The following is a 17,673-nucleotide window of genomic DNA, read 5'->3' as shown; positions in this document are numbered from 1 at the left end:
TTTTGTTATTCAATTTCAGTTGTTGGAGGAAACTTTTGATTTGTTGTTTCTTCAGTCTTTCTTCTAATTTCCTGAAAACGATCTGACTCCATATTTCTGATCCTGCAGGTTAAGACTCTGGTTTGAGCATTTTTTTGCTTTATCTATAATTTGTATTAAATTTTCTGATCAATTTCAAATCCAATAGTTTTAGCATAAGTATTTAAATCAATTGCTGCAACTGTTCCGATAGATTGTTGCAAGTATCTTGTGAGTTGAAGAAAAAATGTAACTAATGAGTTTTCTTTGTCACTAAAAGTAATGCTTTCAAATTTCCTGCTTAAATAATAATCATTAATCCTTTTGTCAAAATCTTTACTACTTATGTCTTCTACACCATCATAATTAACGTAAAAACTACCATAATCTACTGCACAACCCATTTCTATTGTCTGTAAATTTTTTAGATTTTTCAGATGGCCTTCAATTGTATTGTTATTTGAATGAGTAAATGAATTTGTACTTGTTAATATTCCTCCTACTATTTTCGTTAATGGGCGGGCTGGTACTTCAACTCCAGCATTAATAATTTTGACAGAAGTCCTTTTTAAACTTCTAACACTTTCAATTTTTTTACCCGCATATTCGAAAAAATTATCTTCTCCGACTTTACCTTGTAAGTCAGGCTTTACTTCAAACACAGCGTATACACCCTCCGCAGGAATGTAATGAATCCCATTCTGGGTAAAAACAAAAGGTGTATATTGTTGATCATAAATCACTAAGTCTAATTGATGACTTAAACTTCCAGTGCTATCAACCACTATTGCTTTGTCAACACAATATCTATTAGGTAAATATTTTCTCAGCCATTCTATCCAAACATTTTCTAAAGAATCTCCTTTTGAACCCGGATGTAAAATAAATTCTCTGTTTGTGTTTAATTGAGCAACCATTTGGTTCTGCAATCCACTAAATAAATCTCCTAATTTAATTTTATTACTCATATCTATATATTTTATTTTTAAATTGAACATAGAAACCAAGTTCAATCTTGGTCTTGTCGTAACCTATGATCAGTATTAAGGGGTTTTTAATTGATACTTCAGGATGATTTGCAATTGAATTAATGGCATTGATATCAGTACTACTTGGTATTGGTAAATTGTTTGGATGGGTATGCCACTCTCCAAGGTAATATTTCTTAGGTTCCTCATCGTAAAATTGCTTTAATTTATCATCTATTCCTATTGTATCTCTCTCGAACAAGTAAGGTGTCCCTTTATATTTATTTGGGAGAATTGTATCTGTTATTTTTAAATGGGTTTGCGTCTGTGAATAATTACCAATTAAGAAGCCTCCAAACTCATTCGGGTAATGTTGAACTCCAATATCAATAATAGTAGATAATAAATTATCATCTATCTCCATTGTTAAACCTAATTCAGTTATTTTATATGTCAAAACTCATCTAATTTTATTGAAAATATATTATTCTCATTCGTACTTAAAACAAAGTTTCTCAAACTTTTACTATCATCACTCAATTTCATGTTAATATGCTTAATGGCAAATTGAACCAATGTACTGATATCATTATATGAAGCCTTGAATGTTGGACTCCAACATCCAGTTGGATTATGTAAATCTTCCATCTCATTTTCCAAAACATTTTCATATTGATTCATTACCCAATTATAACTATTTGATTCAACTGAACAAACAAGGTCTTTGGCATTATTAGTTATTGATAGTGTTATGTACTTGTTCAGTTTAAGATTACTCAAAATATACAACAAATCGTTATCTGTTGAACAATCTATAATCATATCATAATGAAGTAGTTTTTCTTGCAATTTAGTATTAGTACTGTTCAATCCTTGTGCTATTTTTGCGTCAATATGAAACATAACTGGATTAATTATTCCAACTTCAACAAAAGGAGATATTGAGAATAATTCATTGGATAAATCATCTACTTTATTACAAATCCCTGTTAAAAAAGAATATTCAGACCGACATACATTTTCTGGTTCTTTAATATCATAGTCAACTACATCAATACTGGTACAGCCGCATCTTGTCAACGTTGTCGCAACCATACTACCTATTGCGCCTATCCCAATGATAAGTATTTTGCTTTTAGTAATATTTTCGGTTAATCTACCTCTGCCAAAGAAATAATCATAAGAACAATTTTTAGTGATACCCCATATAATATCTTCATGAATAAATCCACCTTTCCATACTTTGTCTTCTTTATAAGACTCAATTGGAAATTTCCCAATTTCTAAAATAGCTACTTGCCAGTGTATCTCTTTTTCAGATATTCTATAACCGATTAAAAAAGGAATAGGTTGTCCCTTCAGTTTTGAGTTGTTTTTCTGGACATTATAAAGAAAACTGTGAAGATTTTGATCAACCAAGCCTTCTAAATCTTCCCAATTATTTATTGAAAACTTCCCCATTATTGATGGAGGTTTCTCTAAATATAAATATATTCCAATATTTTTATTAGATAATTGCTTTATTGCACTACTCCATTTACATTCTGCAATTTTTTTACTTAAAGAATCTCTAAATTCAAGGATAACGTTATTTAGAATAATCTTTTTATGAAATAGTCCATTATTTATTTTTGCATATTCGAAAAAACCAAATTGCTTCTTACTAAAGATATCGTCTACTTCTGTAAACAGAAAAGAAAAATGATTGTCTTTAAATTCTTTAGGCTGTAAAATTAAATGCTCATAATGTAAATCATTATCTTTATTTAAATAATATTTCCAAATCCATCTTTTTAATGAACTAATATCGATTTCAATTTTCTTCTTTAAATCGGTCTGATGCGACGTATGTATGCAAATGGAACCATCTCCCATTACATGTCCATACTCTAAATAAGAACTATTGGAAAAAGTAATAGATTCGTTATCCATTCTTTTTGACGGATATTCGGGATGAATCTTAACATCGAAAAATAAATAATCGTCTGTTGATTCGACTGGAACTTTAATTTTTCCAACTATGTTAAATTCTAAATCCGAACTAAATGGTATCTCAATTGAAATACCATTTAGTTCGGAAAAAATTTGCTGGATTGTATTTAGTCTTTTGTCCATCATTTAACCGAATCTTTCATTTTTTGGTGGATTAGAATAGAATCCGTTTCCTTTATTTTCGTATTTGTTGTCACTTTCTTCTTCCTCAAGAAATTTTGAATTTTCAGGGAAATACGTTTTGATATTTTCATCGTTATCCTCAATTCTTTCAAGCATATTCTTCATATCATCAGATAGGGTTTGTCTCTCTAATGTCGTTAAAGTATCGATTAAATCATTAGAACCATTTCCTGGATCTTTCAATGTAAAACTTTCGCCGGTAACTTCGTCACGGATATATTGCAATACGGTTTCTAGCTTACTCCATAAATTCCCCGATACATCTTTATTGTCAAAAGCTTTAATTGTAATCAATTCTAAAAAGAAGGATTTCGCAGGGTTATTATACTTGGTATTCTTCCAGACTTTAAGCAGACGGATGATCTTTCTAATGGAATCTTTTTCTTTTGTTGCTCTATCTTTAATATTTTTGATTTGGGCCTGTACATTAGTTTTAATTCTTTCACTGCCTTGGTCAAAGTTTCCATATTTGTAGTAAACGTAGAGGTTAAGGCTTTCATCATCTTTGTATTGATCTTGATTTAATTCACGCCCTGGTACAACATCAATTTTTACAACATCCCTGTCTTCATCTGCAAAAAACTCAATCCCAATAGAAACTTTTTGCTTTCTGACATTTGCCTCATCTTTGTATTTCTCATATAAAAAATCAAAAACATCTTCGTACATCTGCTTTAATGTGCCATTAGAACCAAACGCATTTCTTTTAAAAGGGCATACCATATCAAAATCAAATTTGGTATTCATAGCAGTATTTTTTGCATAGGAACCAGAATTAAAAGGAGAGTAAATATTGCTTTCATACTTCTGCTGTAAAGCCTCTTTAACTTCCTTGTTTTTGTCTTTGTGCTTATTTAAAAGCCCCTCCTCTTTTGTAATTTGATGCGTTTTAATTACCGAATCTAAATGTAAACTCTTATCCATATTTATAATTATTTAATTGTTTTCATTGATATTAAATTGTCTAGATTATCTTTTGTAGTAGCATTTGCATCACTTCTTAAATATTCTTTTCCAGCACTCTGAACATATGTTACCTTAGATTTAATACTCCATCCAGGATAACCCCATATTACCGTCTTAATAACATTTCCTTTTTTTAATAATCCTATCGTATCTGCTTCTGAGGTTTTAACCCCTGCGTTGAAAGAATCTCCATCATTTACCGGATGCAACATTACATGTGTAATATTATCATTTGAATCCTTCCACACGCCAGATATTAAATAATTTGCTGATTTGCTCATATTTTTTGTTTAAGTTAAACCTCTCATATACATTGTAATGCTATATAAATTTCATAAATTGCCATCGCTATGGAAAATTTTTAAAAAATTTAAGCATTACTATATAAATGAAGTCAAATAATAGAGAGGTTGCAACTTTTGATGAGAAATGCAGAGCGCTTCAGGAGGTTTACACTTCGGAGTTTTATGCTATTCTTTTCAAACACGCTATCATAAGGCTTAAGACTGTTTTTGGAATCAAATACAATTATCAAAAGGGGTTTAGGGGTATTATGATTGAAGACATGATTAATGATACGATCGAAGCCTTTTTAAGAGAAGGGGGTCGGAACTGGTATCTTGATAAGTTTCCTGATTTCCGAAAGCAAATAATAAGTGCGTTAGATAGTGTTATTTCAAACACATTAAATGCTGAACTTGATAAAGCAAATGAAACATTTGAAATTATGGATAATGATGTCGAAATGTCTTTTGACGATTCCGATTACCAATCATTATTATCTATATGCCATGATGAATTAACAGCTATGGGAGCCACAGATGATGAGTTATTATTGTTCGAACCATATATAATTAATGGTATGAAACGAAACGACTTGTCAGAGTTACTAGGCATCGGGATCGATGAACTGACAAATATTAAAAAGCGATTAGATCGCAAGTTACCATTTATAAAAGAAAAATTGAAAGTTTTGAATTATGAAAAATAACTTCATCAAAAAGATAGACGAGGCAATTATCTCCAAAATTATTGACGGAGATTCCAGTACCTATGATGAAATTCTTAAAGAGGAAGGCTTTGATATTAATGATATTGAAAATTATGCTCTTAAGAATTTTCGTAAACATTCATTTCTCTTAAAAGGTTATATCAATAAACAGAGAGATACCGATTTATTAGAAAAAGCTTCTGCATTACTACAAAATGCAATCGAGAAAAATATTGACAAACCAATTAGTTATTTAAAATCTTTAATTGCAAATAATCAATTTCATGTACAATATAGAAATTTAGATAATCTAGGAATTGATGAAATTAAAGAAATTATTAAAGATCAAAATTTATTAGAACTACTGGAACAATTGGAAAATGATCAGAAATAGAAGAGGTTCAAATAGAGCTAAAGCACTATTAGAAGAAATTGGCTTCGATGAAATAACTGATATTCCTTTGGATATTTTTGTTGCTGGACTTGGAGCAACATTAATAGAAGAGAAATTGCCAAGTTCGGACGGTAAAATTATCAGAGGTAATTCCAAAACATTAATAAAAGTAAACTCCAATATTCAGTTTGAAGAGAGAAAAAGGTTTACTGTCGCCCATGAAATCGGGCATTTTTTACTACATGACAAACTAGATTTAGAAATTCACGATGAAACATCTAATACACTAAACTGGTTTAATAATGCAGAGCAGCAAGCAAAAAAAGGAATTCAGGAATGGGAAGCTAACGATTTTGCATCAGAGCTTTTAATGCCGGAAGATATAATCCGGAAAGCTGCATTTAAAAAAAAGTTCTCTCCTGATTTAGTAAAAGAATTATCAGAAAGATTCAAAACCAGTTTAACCTCAATTATTTATAGATTATTATCATTAAATATCTATCCCTTATTTGTTGTTTTTATTAATAATGGTCAAGTTAAATATTGGAGTAAGTCAGATGGTTATTGGATAAAGATTAAAGAAATTACTAAATTATCTCCTCCCGAGGACTCTGTTGCCCAAGAATATATTGATGGTAAATATGATTTTTTATATTCAGGTAAAGATAAAGCGCAATCAATTTATAAATCGACATGGTTTGAGTTAAAAGATGAAGAGGAGGATAGTGATTTTTTTGAATATTGCATTCCTTACAAGCAACTTAAAACTATAATAAGCGTAGTTTGGGAAGAATAAGGCATATCATTGCTTCTAATCTTTTGTGCAATTATTTAAATATTACAAATTGTTTATTGAATACACATGTTCGAAGCTAGATTGATATGATGCATAAAAATGACTTTTATAAATCTTTGAAAAACTCATATAAAATAAATGACTATATACGAAAATGAACCAAAAACATGGAAAGATTTACAAAACAAAGTTGCCGAGATTTTAACTGTATGTGGCTATCTATGCGAAACAGAGAAAGACATAATTACGGTGAGGGAAAAAATTAATGTTGATGTGTATGCAGAAATAAGTAACCAAGTGTCTAGAAGCGTAATTATCTGTGAATGTAAATTCTGGAAAAAAAAAGTTCCGAAACATGTTGTGCACTCTTTTCGTACAGTTATAAATGACTATGGAGCTAATTACGGGCTTATAATTTCAAAAATTGGCTTTCAGAGCGGGGCATTTGAAGCAATTAAAAATACTAATGTTCAATTAGTTAATTGGTCTGAATTTGAAAATACTTTTAGGGCAGAATGGATCAGAAAAAAGTTAATTGCCATTTCTAAGACGACAAAACCTTTATATGATTATGTTGGTGTAGGTTTTATAGTGCTTTTTAAAGAACAACTTTCTAAACTTTCTCAAGATAAACTTGAAAAATACTACTACTTAACGGAAAAATACTTTAACCCTGTTTTTGCCACGGGAAATATTGATTACAAAAATGAAGAAACAAAAGAATTTGACATTGAAATGTTTGATAAACTTTTCCCATACTCTATGAGAGATTTAAATATAAATTTCGATTCATACGAAAGTTATTTTCTTTATTTAGAAAAAGTTTGTAACCAAGGACTAATTGAATTTGACAAATTATTTAAAGAAAAATTACGTCGATAAGATTAAACTAAAATTGTCTTAGTAGAAGTTGTTATTTCATGAAGAAAATTCATACTTGGTAGAGAAAACTCGGTCCCCTGCTCTGCGAAGAGTTCTTGCAAAAGATAAATTTGTAGCGAGTGCTGTGCGAATGTCTCCTGACTTCGCATCCGCAATCTAAATCGAATTTTAGTATAATAAAAAAAAGCTCCAGATTTCTCTGAAGCTTTTTGTCTTAGTAGCGGGAACAGGACTCGAACCTGTGACCTTCGGGTTATGAGCCCGACGAGCTGCCTACTGCTCTATCCCGCGTTGTTTCGGGTGCAAAGGTATAACCAATTATTGGATATTTCAACAAAAACTTTAAAAAATGTTTTATTTTCTGTATTGACTTGATATGACTACCTTTGCAGAATAAATAGTACACAAATGTCACATAAAGCAGGTTTCGTAAACATTATCGGAAATCCAAACGTTGGAAAATCAACACTAATGAATGCCTTCGTTGGAGAACGATTGTCTATAATAACATCTAAAGCACAAACTACACGTCATAGAATCCTAGGAATCGTAAATGGAGAAGATTTTCAGTTGATCTTATCTGATACTCCGGGAATTATCAAACCAGCATACGAAATGCAGGAATCGATGATGAACTTTGTAAAATCGGCTTTTGAAGATGCTGATATCCTAGTTTATATGGTAGAGATAGGGGAGCAGGAGCTAAAAGACGAAGCTTTCTTTAATAAAATCATACATGCCAAAATTCCAGTTCTATTGTTATTGAATAAAATCGATAATTCGAATCAGGAACAATTAGAGGAGCAAGTAGCATTCTGGACCGCTAAAGTTCCTAATGCTGAGATTTTCCCAATTTCGGCTTTACAAAATTTTAATGTGCCTGAGGTTTTTGGTAGAATCATCGAATTATTACCTGAATCGCCAGCGTATTACCCAAAAGATCAATTGACAGATAAGCCGGAACGTTTCTTTGTAAACGAAACTATTCGTGAGAAAATCTTATTGAATTATAGTAAAGAAATCCCATACGCAGTAGAAATTGTAACCGAAGAATTTTTTGAAGATGAGAATATCATCCGTATTCGTTCTTTGATTATGGTAGAACGCGATACTCAAAAAGGAATTATCATTGGTCATAAAGGTGCTGCTTTGAAAAAAGTGGGAATGGAAGCTCGTGCGGATTTAGAGAAGTTCTTCGGAAAACAAATTCATATTGAACTATATGTAAAAGTGAATAAAAACTGGAGAAGTAATGCTAATATGCTAAAACGTTTTGGGTATAACCAATAAATGTTGATTTGGTTAATCGTTTAACTGTTTAATCGGGAATCGTTTTAAACGTATAATCTAAAGTTGATGATAAAATCGGATATTAATCCTATGCCAGAATACTTTGACAGGTATATTAATCTTGTTGAGGATATAGGACTAGAGGAAGCTTTTGAGAAAAGTATAGAACAATTACAATTGTTGGATCTTTCGACTTTTATAGCATTAAAAGGAAAAACGTATCAGGAAGGTAAATGGACAGTTAATGAAATTATCCAGCATATTACTGATATCGAAAGATTATTATGTTCTGGGACTTTGAGATTTGCTAGGGATGAAAAGGATTTTGTTATGAGTTTTGATGAAGATGAAATGGCAAGAAAATCTAAAGCAAATTCTAAATCGATAACTGAAATCATTGATGAGTTAATTGCGGTAAGACGAGCGACAGCGTTATTGTTTAAGAGTTTTGATGCTGAAGATTTGCAGAAAACAGGAATCAATTGGAAGCATAGAATGTCTGTACTAGCAATGGGATTTAATATAATTGGTCATCAAATTCATCATTTGGATTTTATTGAAGAAAAATATTTACCACTGATTGGTTAATTGTAAAAAAGGTTAATCGTTGAATCGGGTTAATTGTTTAATCGAAAGTCTAGCCCTGATAGTAGTGAAAATCCTTTTGTGACGCTCCTTTAGCGGAACAAAAGATTACTTCACTTTATGTATATTTAAAAGCGGAGTTCAGTGAACTTCGTTTGAAGCGGATAGCAGGAAAGAGCTCCTGAAAAAAGTAGTCAGTTTTTTGGTTTAGAGTCACAGTTTTAGCAGTTTTTTTACTGAATATTTAAAACTGATAACTGCAAACTAAAAAAGACTACCTTTGCAAAAAATTAAAATAAAGCATTTTGGATTACAAGTGATTAGGTTTTTGGGTAACTAAAAATCTAAAATTTGAAATTCAAGATCTAAAATTCAAAAAAATGAATAACATTGTTGCGATAGTAGGAAGACCTAATGTAGGGAAATCAACCCTTTTTAATAGGCTGATACAAAGAAGAGAAGCTATTGTAGATTCAGTATCTGGGGTTACCCGTGATAGAAACTATGGTAAAAGCGAGTGGAACGGAAAAGAATTTTCGGTTATTGATACCGGCGGATACGTTCGTGGTTCTGATGACGTTTTTGAAGGAGAAATCCGCAAACAAGTAGAATTGGCTATTGATGAGGCTGATGTTATTATTTTTGTGGTAGATGTAGAAGAAGGAATTACACCAATGGATGACATTGTTGCTCGTTTGTTGCGTAAAGTTACAAAACCGGTTTTACTTGCTGTAAATAAGGTAGATAACGCAATGCGTGAGAAAGATGCAATTGAGTTTTATAATCTTGGTTTAGGTGAATATTATACGTTTGCTAGTATTTCGGGAAGTGGAACAGGAGATTTATTAGATGCTTTAATCGAATCTTTTCCTGTAAAACCAGAACCTGTTCAGGAAGAAGTGGTTTTACCACGTTTTGCTGTTGTAGGACGTCCGAATGCTGGAAAATCTAGTTTTATCAATGCACTTATTGGTAAAGAACGTTTTATGGTAACGGATATTGCGGGAACAACTCGTGATGCAATTGATACTAAATTTGACCGTTTTGGTTTTGAATTTAACTTGGTTGATACTGCGGGAATCCGTCGTAAGGCTAAAGTGAAGGAAGATTTAGAGTTTTACTCAGTAATGCGTTCAGTTCGTGCAATTGAGCATGCTGATATTTGTATCTTGGTTATCGATGCAACTCGTGGATTTGAAGGTCAGGATCAAAGTATTTTTTGGTTGGCTGAGAAAAACCGTAAAGGGGTTGTAATCCTTGTGAACAAATGGGATTTGGTTGAAAAAGATACGATGTCGACTCGTGATTACGAAGAGAAGATCAAAAAAGAATTAATGCCTTTTACGGATGTGCCAATTTTGTTCGTTTCGGCTTTAACGAAACAACGTTTATTGAAAGCATTAGAAGCTACGGTTCAGGTTTATGAAAATAGACAACAAAGAATACCTACATCTAAATTTAATGAATTTATGTTGAAGGTGATCGAAGCTTACCCGCCACCAGCGACTAAAGGAAAATATGTGAAAATTAAATATTGTATGCAGTTGCCAACACCTACGCCTCAGTTTGTGTTTTTTGCTAACATGCCACAATATGTTAAGGAACCATATAAAAGATATCTTGAAAATAAGATTAGAGAAAATTGGGACTTCTCAGGAGTGCCAATCGATATTTATATCAGAGAGAAATAATAAACAGAAATCCCGAGAAATCGGGATTTTTTTATGCAATTAATGTATGTTTACAGCGTTTTATTTTGGTGAATTATCTTTGTTAGCAAGGTTAGTTTGTAAAGCCAAGAAAATAGATGATAAATAGTTAAACCTTTGGCCTTTTTTTTGGTCTTATAGTATTAAAAAATCTTTTCATGTTTAGATTATACTCTTTCGTTTTGTTTTTTATTTTAGGTTATACAGCTAGTGCTCAAAATGACATTGTTATAAAGGGAACTGTCATCGATATTAATACGCAATTACCTCTGGAACTGGCTACAGTTTATTTTACCACAGTTAAAGATTCGACTATAATTGAATATGCAACGACGGATAAGAATGGTTTTTTTAGCATAAACACCAAGAAATACGATAAACCTGTTTTTATGAAGATAAATTACATGGGATATCAGCCGTATTATGAGGAGGAAAAAGGATTACTTGCAAGTAAGGATTATGGGAAGTTGTATTTACTCGAGAATGTAAATGCCTTAGATAATGTGGTTATAAAAAGTGAAGCGGCACCAATAACAATGAAAAAAGATACGCTAGAGTTTAATGCAGCTTCGTATAAAGTGCGCCCAGACTCGAATGTAGAAGCTTTATTGAAGCAATTGCCAGGCGTAGATGTAGATAATGATGGTAAGGTGACTGTAAACGGAAAACAAGTAACTCAGTTTTTGGTAAATGGAAAAGCTTTTTTTGATAAAGATGGAGCGATTGCTTTGAAAAATTTGCCTGCTGATATTATAAAAAAAGTTCAGGTTTCTGATTTTAAAACCAAAAAAGAAGAATTATCTAAACAAGAATCGACTTCGGATTATTCGAGTATAAACTTAACTATAGACGAAAAGAAAAATAAAGGTTTCTTTGGGAAGATTCTTGGCGGTTATGGCTCTGACGATAGATATGAGAGTAGCCTTATCATGAACTTTTTTAATAATAAACAAAAGATTAGTGTTTTAGCTTCTTCTAATAATATTAATTCTACGGGATTCTCTATGGATGATGTGTTTGATAATATGGGAGGAGGAAGAAATAGTAAAGGATTAAATAATAACTCTTCTGGTGGTGGTAAAGGAATCACGCAATCGAACTTGTTAGGATTTAATTACTCTGATGAGTGGTCTAAAGATTTGGAAGCTACGGCGAGTTATGATTTCTCTAATACGGTTAACAAAAACGCAAGTAAGTCTGATCAAACTAGTTTTTTGCCTACAGGAAATATTATAACCAGTTCAGACTCGAACACAAGAAATGAAAATACAGGAAATAATGTAAATCTTGAGTTAGAGTATAAAATTAACCCAACTACTCAAATTTTTGTTTCGCCAAAACTTAGCCAGTCTCGTTCTAATAACAATTCGGATTCATCTAGTTTTTCTGAAGATGGTAACGGGGAATCTTTAAACGAAAGTAATTCGAAATCCTATTCAGAAAGTACCAATACTAACTTTAGTAATGTTATTAACTTCAATAAAAATTTTGAGAGAAAGCATCGTAACCTAAGTTTGGTATTTATTAATAATAATACAAGTAATGATTCGGACGCGTTAAATCTTTCGGAAACTATTTTTTATCAAGACAGTAAGCCTAACGATCAGAGAAATCAAAATACAAAGAAGAATACCATTAGTGATACTTACTCGTTAGATCTGGAATATACTGAGCCTATAACTGATTCGTTGAGAGTAAGATTTGGGTCAAATTTTGATTTGGCAAATACTATAAATGATGAAAAAACATTCAACTTTGATCCAACTACAGAATCGTATTCGGATTTAAATTTATCATTGACGAATTATATAACTTCCAAACAAAATTCTGTTAGCCCTAAAGTTGGTATTACTTGGCAAAAAGATAAGTTTACCATAAACGTGAATTCTAGAACAGCAATTATTGATTATGATAATCACTCTTTGTACTTGAATAAAGAAACTGATTTGAATAAAAAATATGCTTTGCCTTATGGTGATTTCCAGATTAGATACAAGTTTAGTAAGTCTAAAAATATATCGTTTAAGTATGATTATTCTAATGCACTTCCTACTTCGACTCAGTTATTGCCTGTCTTGAATCTGAGTAATCCATTGAATACTATAATAGGAAATCCAGATTTAAATCCTATTGAGAAAAATAGTGCTAATTTTAATTTTAGGAATTTTGATTTCCGAACACGATCGGGTTATAGTTTGTTTGTAAGGGGAGATTATTATAAAAATGATGTTGTTTCGACCTCAATTTATGATGATAGCGGAAAAAGAACGACTACTTACACTAATATTTCGGGAACTTATGCTATTAATGCAGGAGGTAACTGGAACCAGTCTATAAAAAAAGACGCCCATGTTTTAAGATATGGTCTAGGATTAAATGGTAGTTATTCTTTTGATAAAGGATATACAAATGCGGTTTTGTACAATGCTAAATCTACTGCAATTACGCCAAAAGTATATTTATCATACGATTATGGCGAGTTGCTTACTATTGCTCCATCATATAGTTTTTCTTATAACGAAACAACGTATGAGAACTATTCTAGAGATGCGACCTCTAACGTGATTCATAAAATTAATTTGCAGGCAACAACTTATTGGCCTGAAAATTTAGTTTTTGGTAATGATTTTGGATACACTTACAATTCTAATATTTCGAGTGATTTTAAGAAAGATTTCTTTCTTTGGAATACAAGTTTGTCTTATGGAATCTTGGATAAGAAAATGTTTGTAAAAGTAAAAGTTTACGATCTTTTAAACCAAAACCAAAGCGCCACAAGAACAATTTCGGCAACATCTATTCGTGATGAAGAAAATACTGTTTTAAAACGATATGTAATGTTTTCACTATCGTATAAAATTGGAAATTTTGCATCTGATAAAAAAGGATCTAAGAGAAAAGGGTAAAAGGGAGGAAGCAACAAAGATTCAAAGCAACAAAGATTCAAAGGTTCAAAGCAACAAAGGTTCTAAGGTTTTATAGGTTCAAAAGAAACAAATTTAGAAGAACTTAAAGCTTGAATTGGCTCCAGCTAAAGCTGGAGATATTAATGATTAAGAGGAAAAGGGCTTTAGCCAAATCTTTTCGTCTTGCATCTTTTCATCTCACATTCTCAAGTCTTCACGCTCTCACATTTTTCGGTTAATTCTATGATAAAGTGTAAATCTGATAATATCTCTGTCGTAAAAATCGACTCCGCTCGCTCTTCGCTGAAAGTTTTTTAAGTAGCCAAGTTCTAAGCCAACATTTGGATTAAAATGATAACGTAATGCGAGGTAGATTCTATTTTGGTCGAAAGTATTTCTCTTGATTTCTTTTCCGAAATTGAATAAAACTTCATCAGAGATAGTTCCTTTTAAACTGCGTTTTTCTTTCTCCCAAAGGGTAAATGTAGATTGTAAACGGTACCGAAATCGAAAGGAAAAAGAGTAACCATCGAGTAATTCTTCTTGATTGGCTTTGTGAATAAAACGTTCTTCTAGCTGAAAACGATTGTGGAAAGTGATTTTTGCAATGTCGTTTATAAGTGTAATATCTTGTTGTGCTCTGTATTCTGGAATCGAAAAATCGGGATCAATTTCTGTATTCTGGGTATTGACATTAAAATAAGCGAAACCTCCACCAAGATCAATAAGTTTATTTGCTCGGTATCTTCCCTGAACTCTTAAAACCCATAGGTTTTCGTGAATAGGATTGAGAAAACTGCGATTATCAATTTCAGAATGTAAGGACCACTTTTGGCTTAACGGCAATATATTGTAATATCTTATCCAGGTAAGAGTTTGCTGGTCGATATTTTTTTTGGTTTGCCCTGCCAATAATTGACTTGTTAGTACGAGAAAAAAAAGTAATCTGCAAGATTTCATTCAGCTGTTATTCAGGCTGCGAATATATACAATTGATGTTGATTATAAATCGGCTTTTGGTTTGATTTTGTGATTTGTAAATATAAGGTACGCGGATTATACGGATTCGCTAGGCGAAAACGCAGATAAAAACTGATTTTTTAAAATTTATAATTTTGGAGAAATCCTTTTAATTCTTTTAATCTGTGGCAAGAAAAATTAACCGCAAAGTTTGCAAAGATTTACGCAAAGTTCGCAAAGTTTTTTAATCGCTTTATCTGTATTATTTATGATAGAAAAAGAGAGCAAGTATAAATAGAAAATCTGTTTTTATCCGCGTCTTTACTTTAGTAAATCTGCGTCATCTGCGTTCCCTTTTTTGACAATTTTGAATAAAAAAACTGGGACAAGTTATTTTAAAACTTATCCCAGTTAATAGATTTTTAATTTATGTTGAATGAAGTTCTGCTATAAAGAATACTTTAAAGTAACTCCATAAGTTCTTTGATCTCCTAATACTCCTGCATATTGTCCCGTGTTTCCTCCTGCAGGCAATAATTGCTCATAGTAATCTTTGTTTAAAAGGTTACGTCCCCAGAAGTGAACAGATAAACCTTCGGCTGCACGGAAACCAAAACGAGCATTAAAAATAGCATAGCCTTGAACTACTAAATATTTTGAAGCTGATGGGCTTGATGAGAATTCAGAACGAGCATAAGAATCTATCGCTACGAAAACTTTACCAGCATTTCCGAAGAATTTTGCTTTATCAGAAAGCTCGCCTCCTAAAGATCCAGCCCATTTTGATGCGCCTGGTAAATCAGTTCCCGAAACATCTTTAAATGCTACTGGAGCTCCTGTTTCTTCTAATGGAAGTGGTGCGTTTGTAAATTTTACATACTTACCATCTGTATAAGTTGCAGCTGCATTTACAGTAAAATGTTGACTAAATACAAAGCTAGCATCTAGTTCTACACCTCTTACACGTACTTTATCTGCATTAGCAAGATATCCACGGTTAACGCCCAATTCAGCTGCTTGAACATTTGTTTGGAAATCTTTAATATCTGTATTAAAGAATGCTAAGTTGAATATGGAGTTTTTAAAAGGAGATGTTTTTATTCCTATTTCGTAATGATTTACTTTCTCTGGTTTAATTACCGCAAGATCAAGTAATGGCTGTCCTTTGGCATCTGTTGGAAGACCAGCTACGTTTACCCCAACTGGTTTGTAACTTTTTGCATAAGTAGCGTAAGCATTAATTTTATCTGAAGCTTTGTAAGTAACTGTTATATTTCCAGAAAAGTCTGTGTTGTCAGTATCTGATGTAAAAGCTTGATCACTATAAACAGATTTTTTTAAAGCAAGTAATGCTGGATCAGTGGTTTGTAAACCTCCGTATGTTGTACGAGTGTAATCGGCTTCTTTTTTATCAAAGTTATAACGTAAACCAGGTAATATATGTAAACGTTCTGTTACTGCCCAGTCTAATTGTCCAAATACGGCAGCACTAGATGATCTGATTCTTGCATCGGTTTTTATTCCGTATCCTTCAAAAAGACCTGGAGTTTTCCATAATGGGCTAGTGGTGCTTTGTGAAAATCTCCATTGTGCATTACCAGATTCTTCGGTACCGTTTGTTTTAGATGTTTGGTCGATAAAAAACACACCTACAACACCACTTATTTTAGATGAAAGTTGTCCTGCATAACGAACTTCTTGTGTTATTTGTGTTTGTCTGGTTGGGTTTTGCGATTTTGCCAATACTTGTAATCCTGTAAAATCTCTATCATTTGATGGATCCCAGTTCCAGAATCTCCATGCAGTAGTCGAAGTAAGTGTACCGCCTCCAATTTTTGTATCAACATTAAGCGATATACCTCCTAAATCTTGTCCAGAACGCCATGGAGTATCTTGATCTATTTTGCGGTCAAATGCATTTAAACTTGGTAATTGATAATTTAAATCTTTAATAATAGCATCAAACTGGCGATAACCTGCTCTTTGAGTAGGAGCAACACCAGCTACAACTTGAGCATATCCATCAGGACGCTGCGTTGTAATATCTGCGGCTAATATAATATTAGTATTTTCTGAAGGAGTATAAAGTAATTGTCCTCTAATTCCTTGATTGTTTAGTGTGTTTGTAGCTCTTCCGGTAACGATATTGTCAACTAAACCATCACGTTGTGTTCCTGAAAAAGATAAACGACCTGCTATTTTTTTTCCTAAAGCACCAGTAACTGAAGCTTTGGCTTGTAAGAAAGCAAAATTTCCGTAGCTCACTTCAAAGTCTGCACCCGAAGTAAAACTTGGCTTACGAGTAGTAATGTTAAATGCACCTGAGGTTGTGTTTTTACCAAACAAAGATCCTTGTGGTCCACGTAGCACTTCAATTTGTTCTACATCGATAAAATCTAATGTTGTTGCTGCTGGACGGGCATAGTATACACCATCTACATAAAAACCAACACCAGGATCGATTCCGTCATTTGTAAGACCAAAAGGAGAACCTAAACTACGAATGTTGATTCCTGTATTTCTTGGGTTTGATGAATATAGTTGTACTGATGGAACAAGTTCTTTTATACGGTTTACGTTGAATGCTCCTGTTTGTTCTGCTTGTTTACCAGTTATAACTGATATGGCGATAGGTACATCTTGAACTTTTTCTATTCTTCGTCTCGAAGAAACAACTACTTCTATAAGGGCATTTTCTTCGTTAAGAGTAACTTGTAATGGAGTGGTTATTGGTAAAGCTGTAATTTCTATCTCTGCAGTTTTGTAGCCAATATATTGAACTAAGAGGGTTAGTGGGAGTTTTCCTTTGGAGTCAATGCTAAATTTTCCGCTTTGATCTGTAGTTGTATTAGAGGTTGTTCCTTTTATGATAACATTAGCGGCTTCTAATGGAATATTTTCGCTATTTGTAATAACGCCTTCTATGTTTTGTGCAAATGATATAGAGAAGGTTAAAAAGAATAGTATTGTAAGTGTGTTTTTTATAGATTGTTTCATTTTATATTAAGTATATGTAATTAGTAGAATTTAAAT

15 protein-coding genes and 1 tRNA gene are annotated in these 17,673 nt (G+C 32.3%); 8 read left to right on the top strand and 8 right to left on the bottom strand.

Annotation, left to right across the window (positions count from 1 at the left end; translation table 11 throughout):
- Nucleotides 1-155: 155 nt before the first annotated feature.
- Genes AC3IPI_RS00645 through AC3IPI_RS00625 form a run of 5 tightly spaced genes read right to left on the bottom strand, consistent with a single transcriptional unit; the run spans nt 156 to nt 4,408 of the window.
- Nucleotides 156-986: a DUF6602 domain-containing protein gene (locus AC3IPI_RS00645; RefSeq protein ID WP_489156454.1), complete on the bottom strand. Its 831-nt coding sequence runs from the start codon at nt 984-986 to the stop codon at nt 156-158.
- Nucleotides 979-1,443 carry a Mov34/MPN/PAD-1 family protein gene (locus AC3IPI_RS00640; protein ID WP_086896070.1) on the bottom strand — a complete coding sequence of 155 codons (465 nt, stop codon included), beginning with the start codon at nt 1,441-1,443 and terminating at the stop codon, nt 979-981. Before AC3IPI_RS00640 ends, AC3IPI_RS00645 begins: the two co-directional genes overlap by 8 nt.
- Nucleotides 1,440-3,104, bottom strand: coding sequence for a ThiF family adenylyltransferase (locus AC3IPI_RS00635; RefSeq protein ID WP_489156452.1), 1,665 nt, complete (start codon nt 3,102-3,104; stop codon nt 1,440-1,442). The genes AC3IPI_RS00640 and AC3IPI_RS00635 overlap by 4 nt, the downstream gene beginning before the upstream one ends.
- Entirely contained in the window at nt 3,105-4,085 is a 981-nt protein-coding gene (locus AC3IPI_RS00630; RefSeq protein WP_086896068.1) for a nucleotidyltransferase family protein, read from the bottom strand.
- Between the two features lie 8 nt (nt 4,086-4,093).
- The gene (locus AC3IPI_RS00625) at nt 4,094-4,408 is read right to left on the bottom strand and encodes a DUF3892 domain-containing protein (RefSeq protein ID WP_086896067.1); all 315 of its coding nucleotides are present in this window, start codon (nt 4,406-4,408) and stop codon (nt 4,094-4,096) included.
- Nucleotides 4,409-4,515: 107 nt separating this feature from the next.
- Here AC3IPI_RS00625 and AC3IPI_RS00620 point away from each other — a divergent pair, with 107 nt between their 5' ends.
- The 4 genes from AC3IPI_RS00620 (at nt 4,516) to AC3IPI_RS00605 (ending at nt 7,190) form a co-directional block, all read left to right on the top strand.
- Nucleotides 4,516-5,118, top strand: coding sequence for a hypothetical protein (locus AC3IPI_RS00620; RefSeq protein ID WP_086896066.1), 603 nt, complete (start codon nt 4,516-4,518; stop codon nt 5,116-5,118).
- Nucleotides 5,108-5,512, top strand: a complete 405-nt coding sequence (locus AC3IPI_RS00615) for a hypothetical protein (RefSeq protein WP_489156449.1) — start codon at nt 5,108-5,110, stop codon at nt 5,510-5,512. The genes AC3IPI_RS00620 and AC3IPI_RS00615 overlap by 11 nt, the downstream gene beginning before the upstream one ends.
- The gene (locus AC3IPI_RS00610; RefSeq protein ID WP_086894172.1) at nt 5,499-6,308 is read left to right on the top strand and encodes an ImmA/IrrE family metallo-endopeptidase; all 810 of its coding nucleotides are present in this window, start codon (nt 5,499-5,501) and stop codon (nt 6,306-6,308) included. Before AC3IPI_RS00615 ends, AC3IPI_RS00610 begins: the two co-directional genes overlap by 14 nt.
- Before the next feature lie 138 nt (nt 6,309-6,446).
- A complete protein-coding gene (locus AC3IPI_RS00605; protein ID WP_086894171.1) occupies nt 6,447-7,190 on the top strand; it encodes a restriction endonuclease in 744 nt (247 codons plus the stop codon).
- A gap of 218 nt (nt 7,191-7,408) precedes the next feature.
- On the opposite strand, the gene AC3IPI_RS00600 is transcribed toward AC3IPI_RS00605, so the two are convergent.
- Nucleotides 7,409-7,481: transfer RNA gene (locus AC3IPI_RS00600), tRNA-Met, on the bottom strand.
- A gap of 117 nt (nt 7,482-7,598) precedes the next feature.
- On the opposite strand from AC3IPI_RS00600, the gene era reads away from it, so the two are divergent.
- The 4 genes from era to AC3IPI_RS00580 all read left to right on the top strand — a co-directional run bounded on the left by era (nt 7,599) and on the right by AC3IPI_RS00580 (nt 13,680).
- Nucleotides 7,599-8,480: a GTPase Era gene (era, locus tag AC3IPI_RS00595; RefSeq protein ID WP_039111452.1), complete on the top strand. Its 882-nt coding sequence runs from the start codon at nt 7,599-7,601 to the stop codon at nt 8,478-8,480.
- A gap of 66 nt (nt 8,481-8,546) precedes the next feature.
- Nucleotides 8,547-9,068 carry a DinB family protein gene (locus AC3IPI_RS00590; protein WP_489156446.1) on the top strand — a complete coding sequence of 174 codons (522 nt, stop codon included), beginning with the start codon at nt 8,547-8,549 and terminating at the stop codon, nt 9,066-9,068.
- A 377-nt stretch (nt 9,069-9,445) separates the two neighbouring features.
- Complete coding sequence (gene der / locus AC3IPI_RS00585; RefSeq protein ID WP_039111450.1) at nt 9,446-10,756, top strand: ribosome biogenesis GTPase Der; 1,311 nt, start codon at nt 9,446-9,448, stop codon at nt 10,754-10,756.
- 176 nt (nt 10,757-10,932) lie between these two features.
- The gene (locus AC3IPI_RS00580; RefSeq protein WP_489156444.1) at nt 10,933-13,680 is read left to right on the top strand and encodes an outer membrane beta-barrel protein; all 2,748 of its coding nucleotides are present in this window, start codon (nt 10,933-10,935) and stop codon (nt 13,678-13,680) included.
- Between the two features lie 222 nt (nt 13,681-13,902).
- On the opposite strand, the gene AC3IPI_RS00575 is transcribed toward AC3IPI_RS00580, so the two are convergent.
- Together AC3IPI_RS00575 and AC3IPI_RS00570 are read right to left on the bottom strand one after the other, a co-directional pair.
- The gene (locus AC3IPI_RS00575) at nt 13,903-14,640 is read right to left on the bottom strand and encodes a DUF2490 domain-containing protein (protein ID WP_489156442.1); all 738 of its coding nucleotides are present in this window, start codon (nt 14,638-14,640) and stop codon (nt 13,903-13,905) included.
- A 447-nt stretch (nt 14,641-15,087) separates the two neighbouring features.
- A complete protein-coding gene (locus AC3IPI_RS00570; protein WP_489156440.1) occupies nt 15,088-17,637 on the bottom strand; it encodes a TonB-dependent receptor in 2,550 nt (849 codons plus the stop codon).
- Between the last annotated feature and the right edge of the window lie 36 nt (nt 17,638-17,673).

The organism is Flavobacterium sp. GL_143 (genome assembly GCF_057834355.1).
Note: the sequence above shows the minus strand (reverse complement) of the source record. Positions and strands in the feature narration are given on the sequence as shown.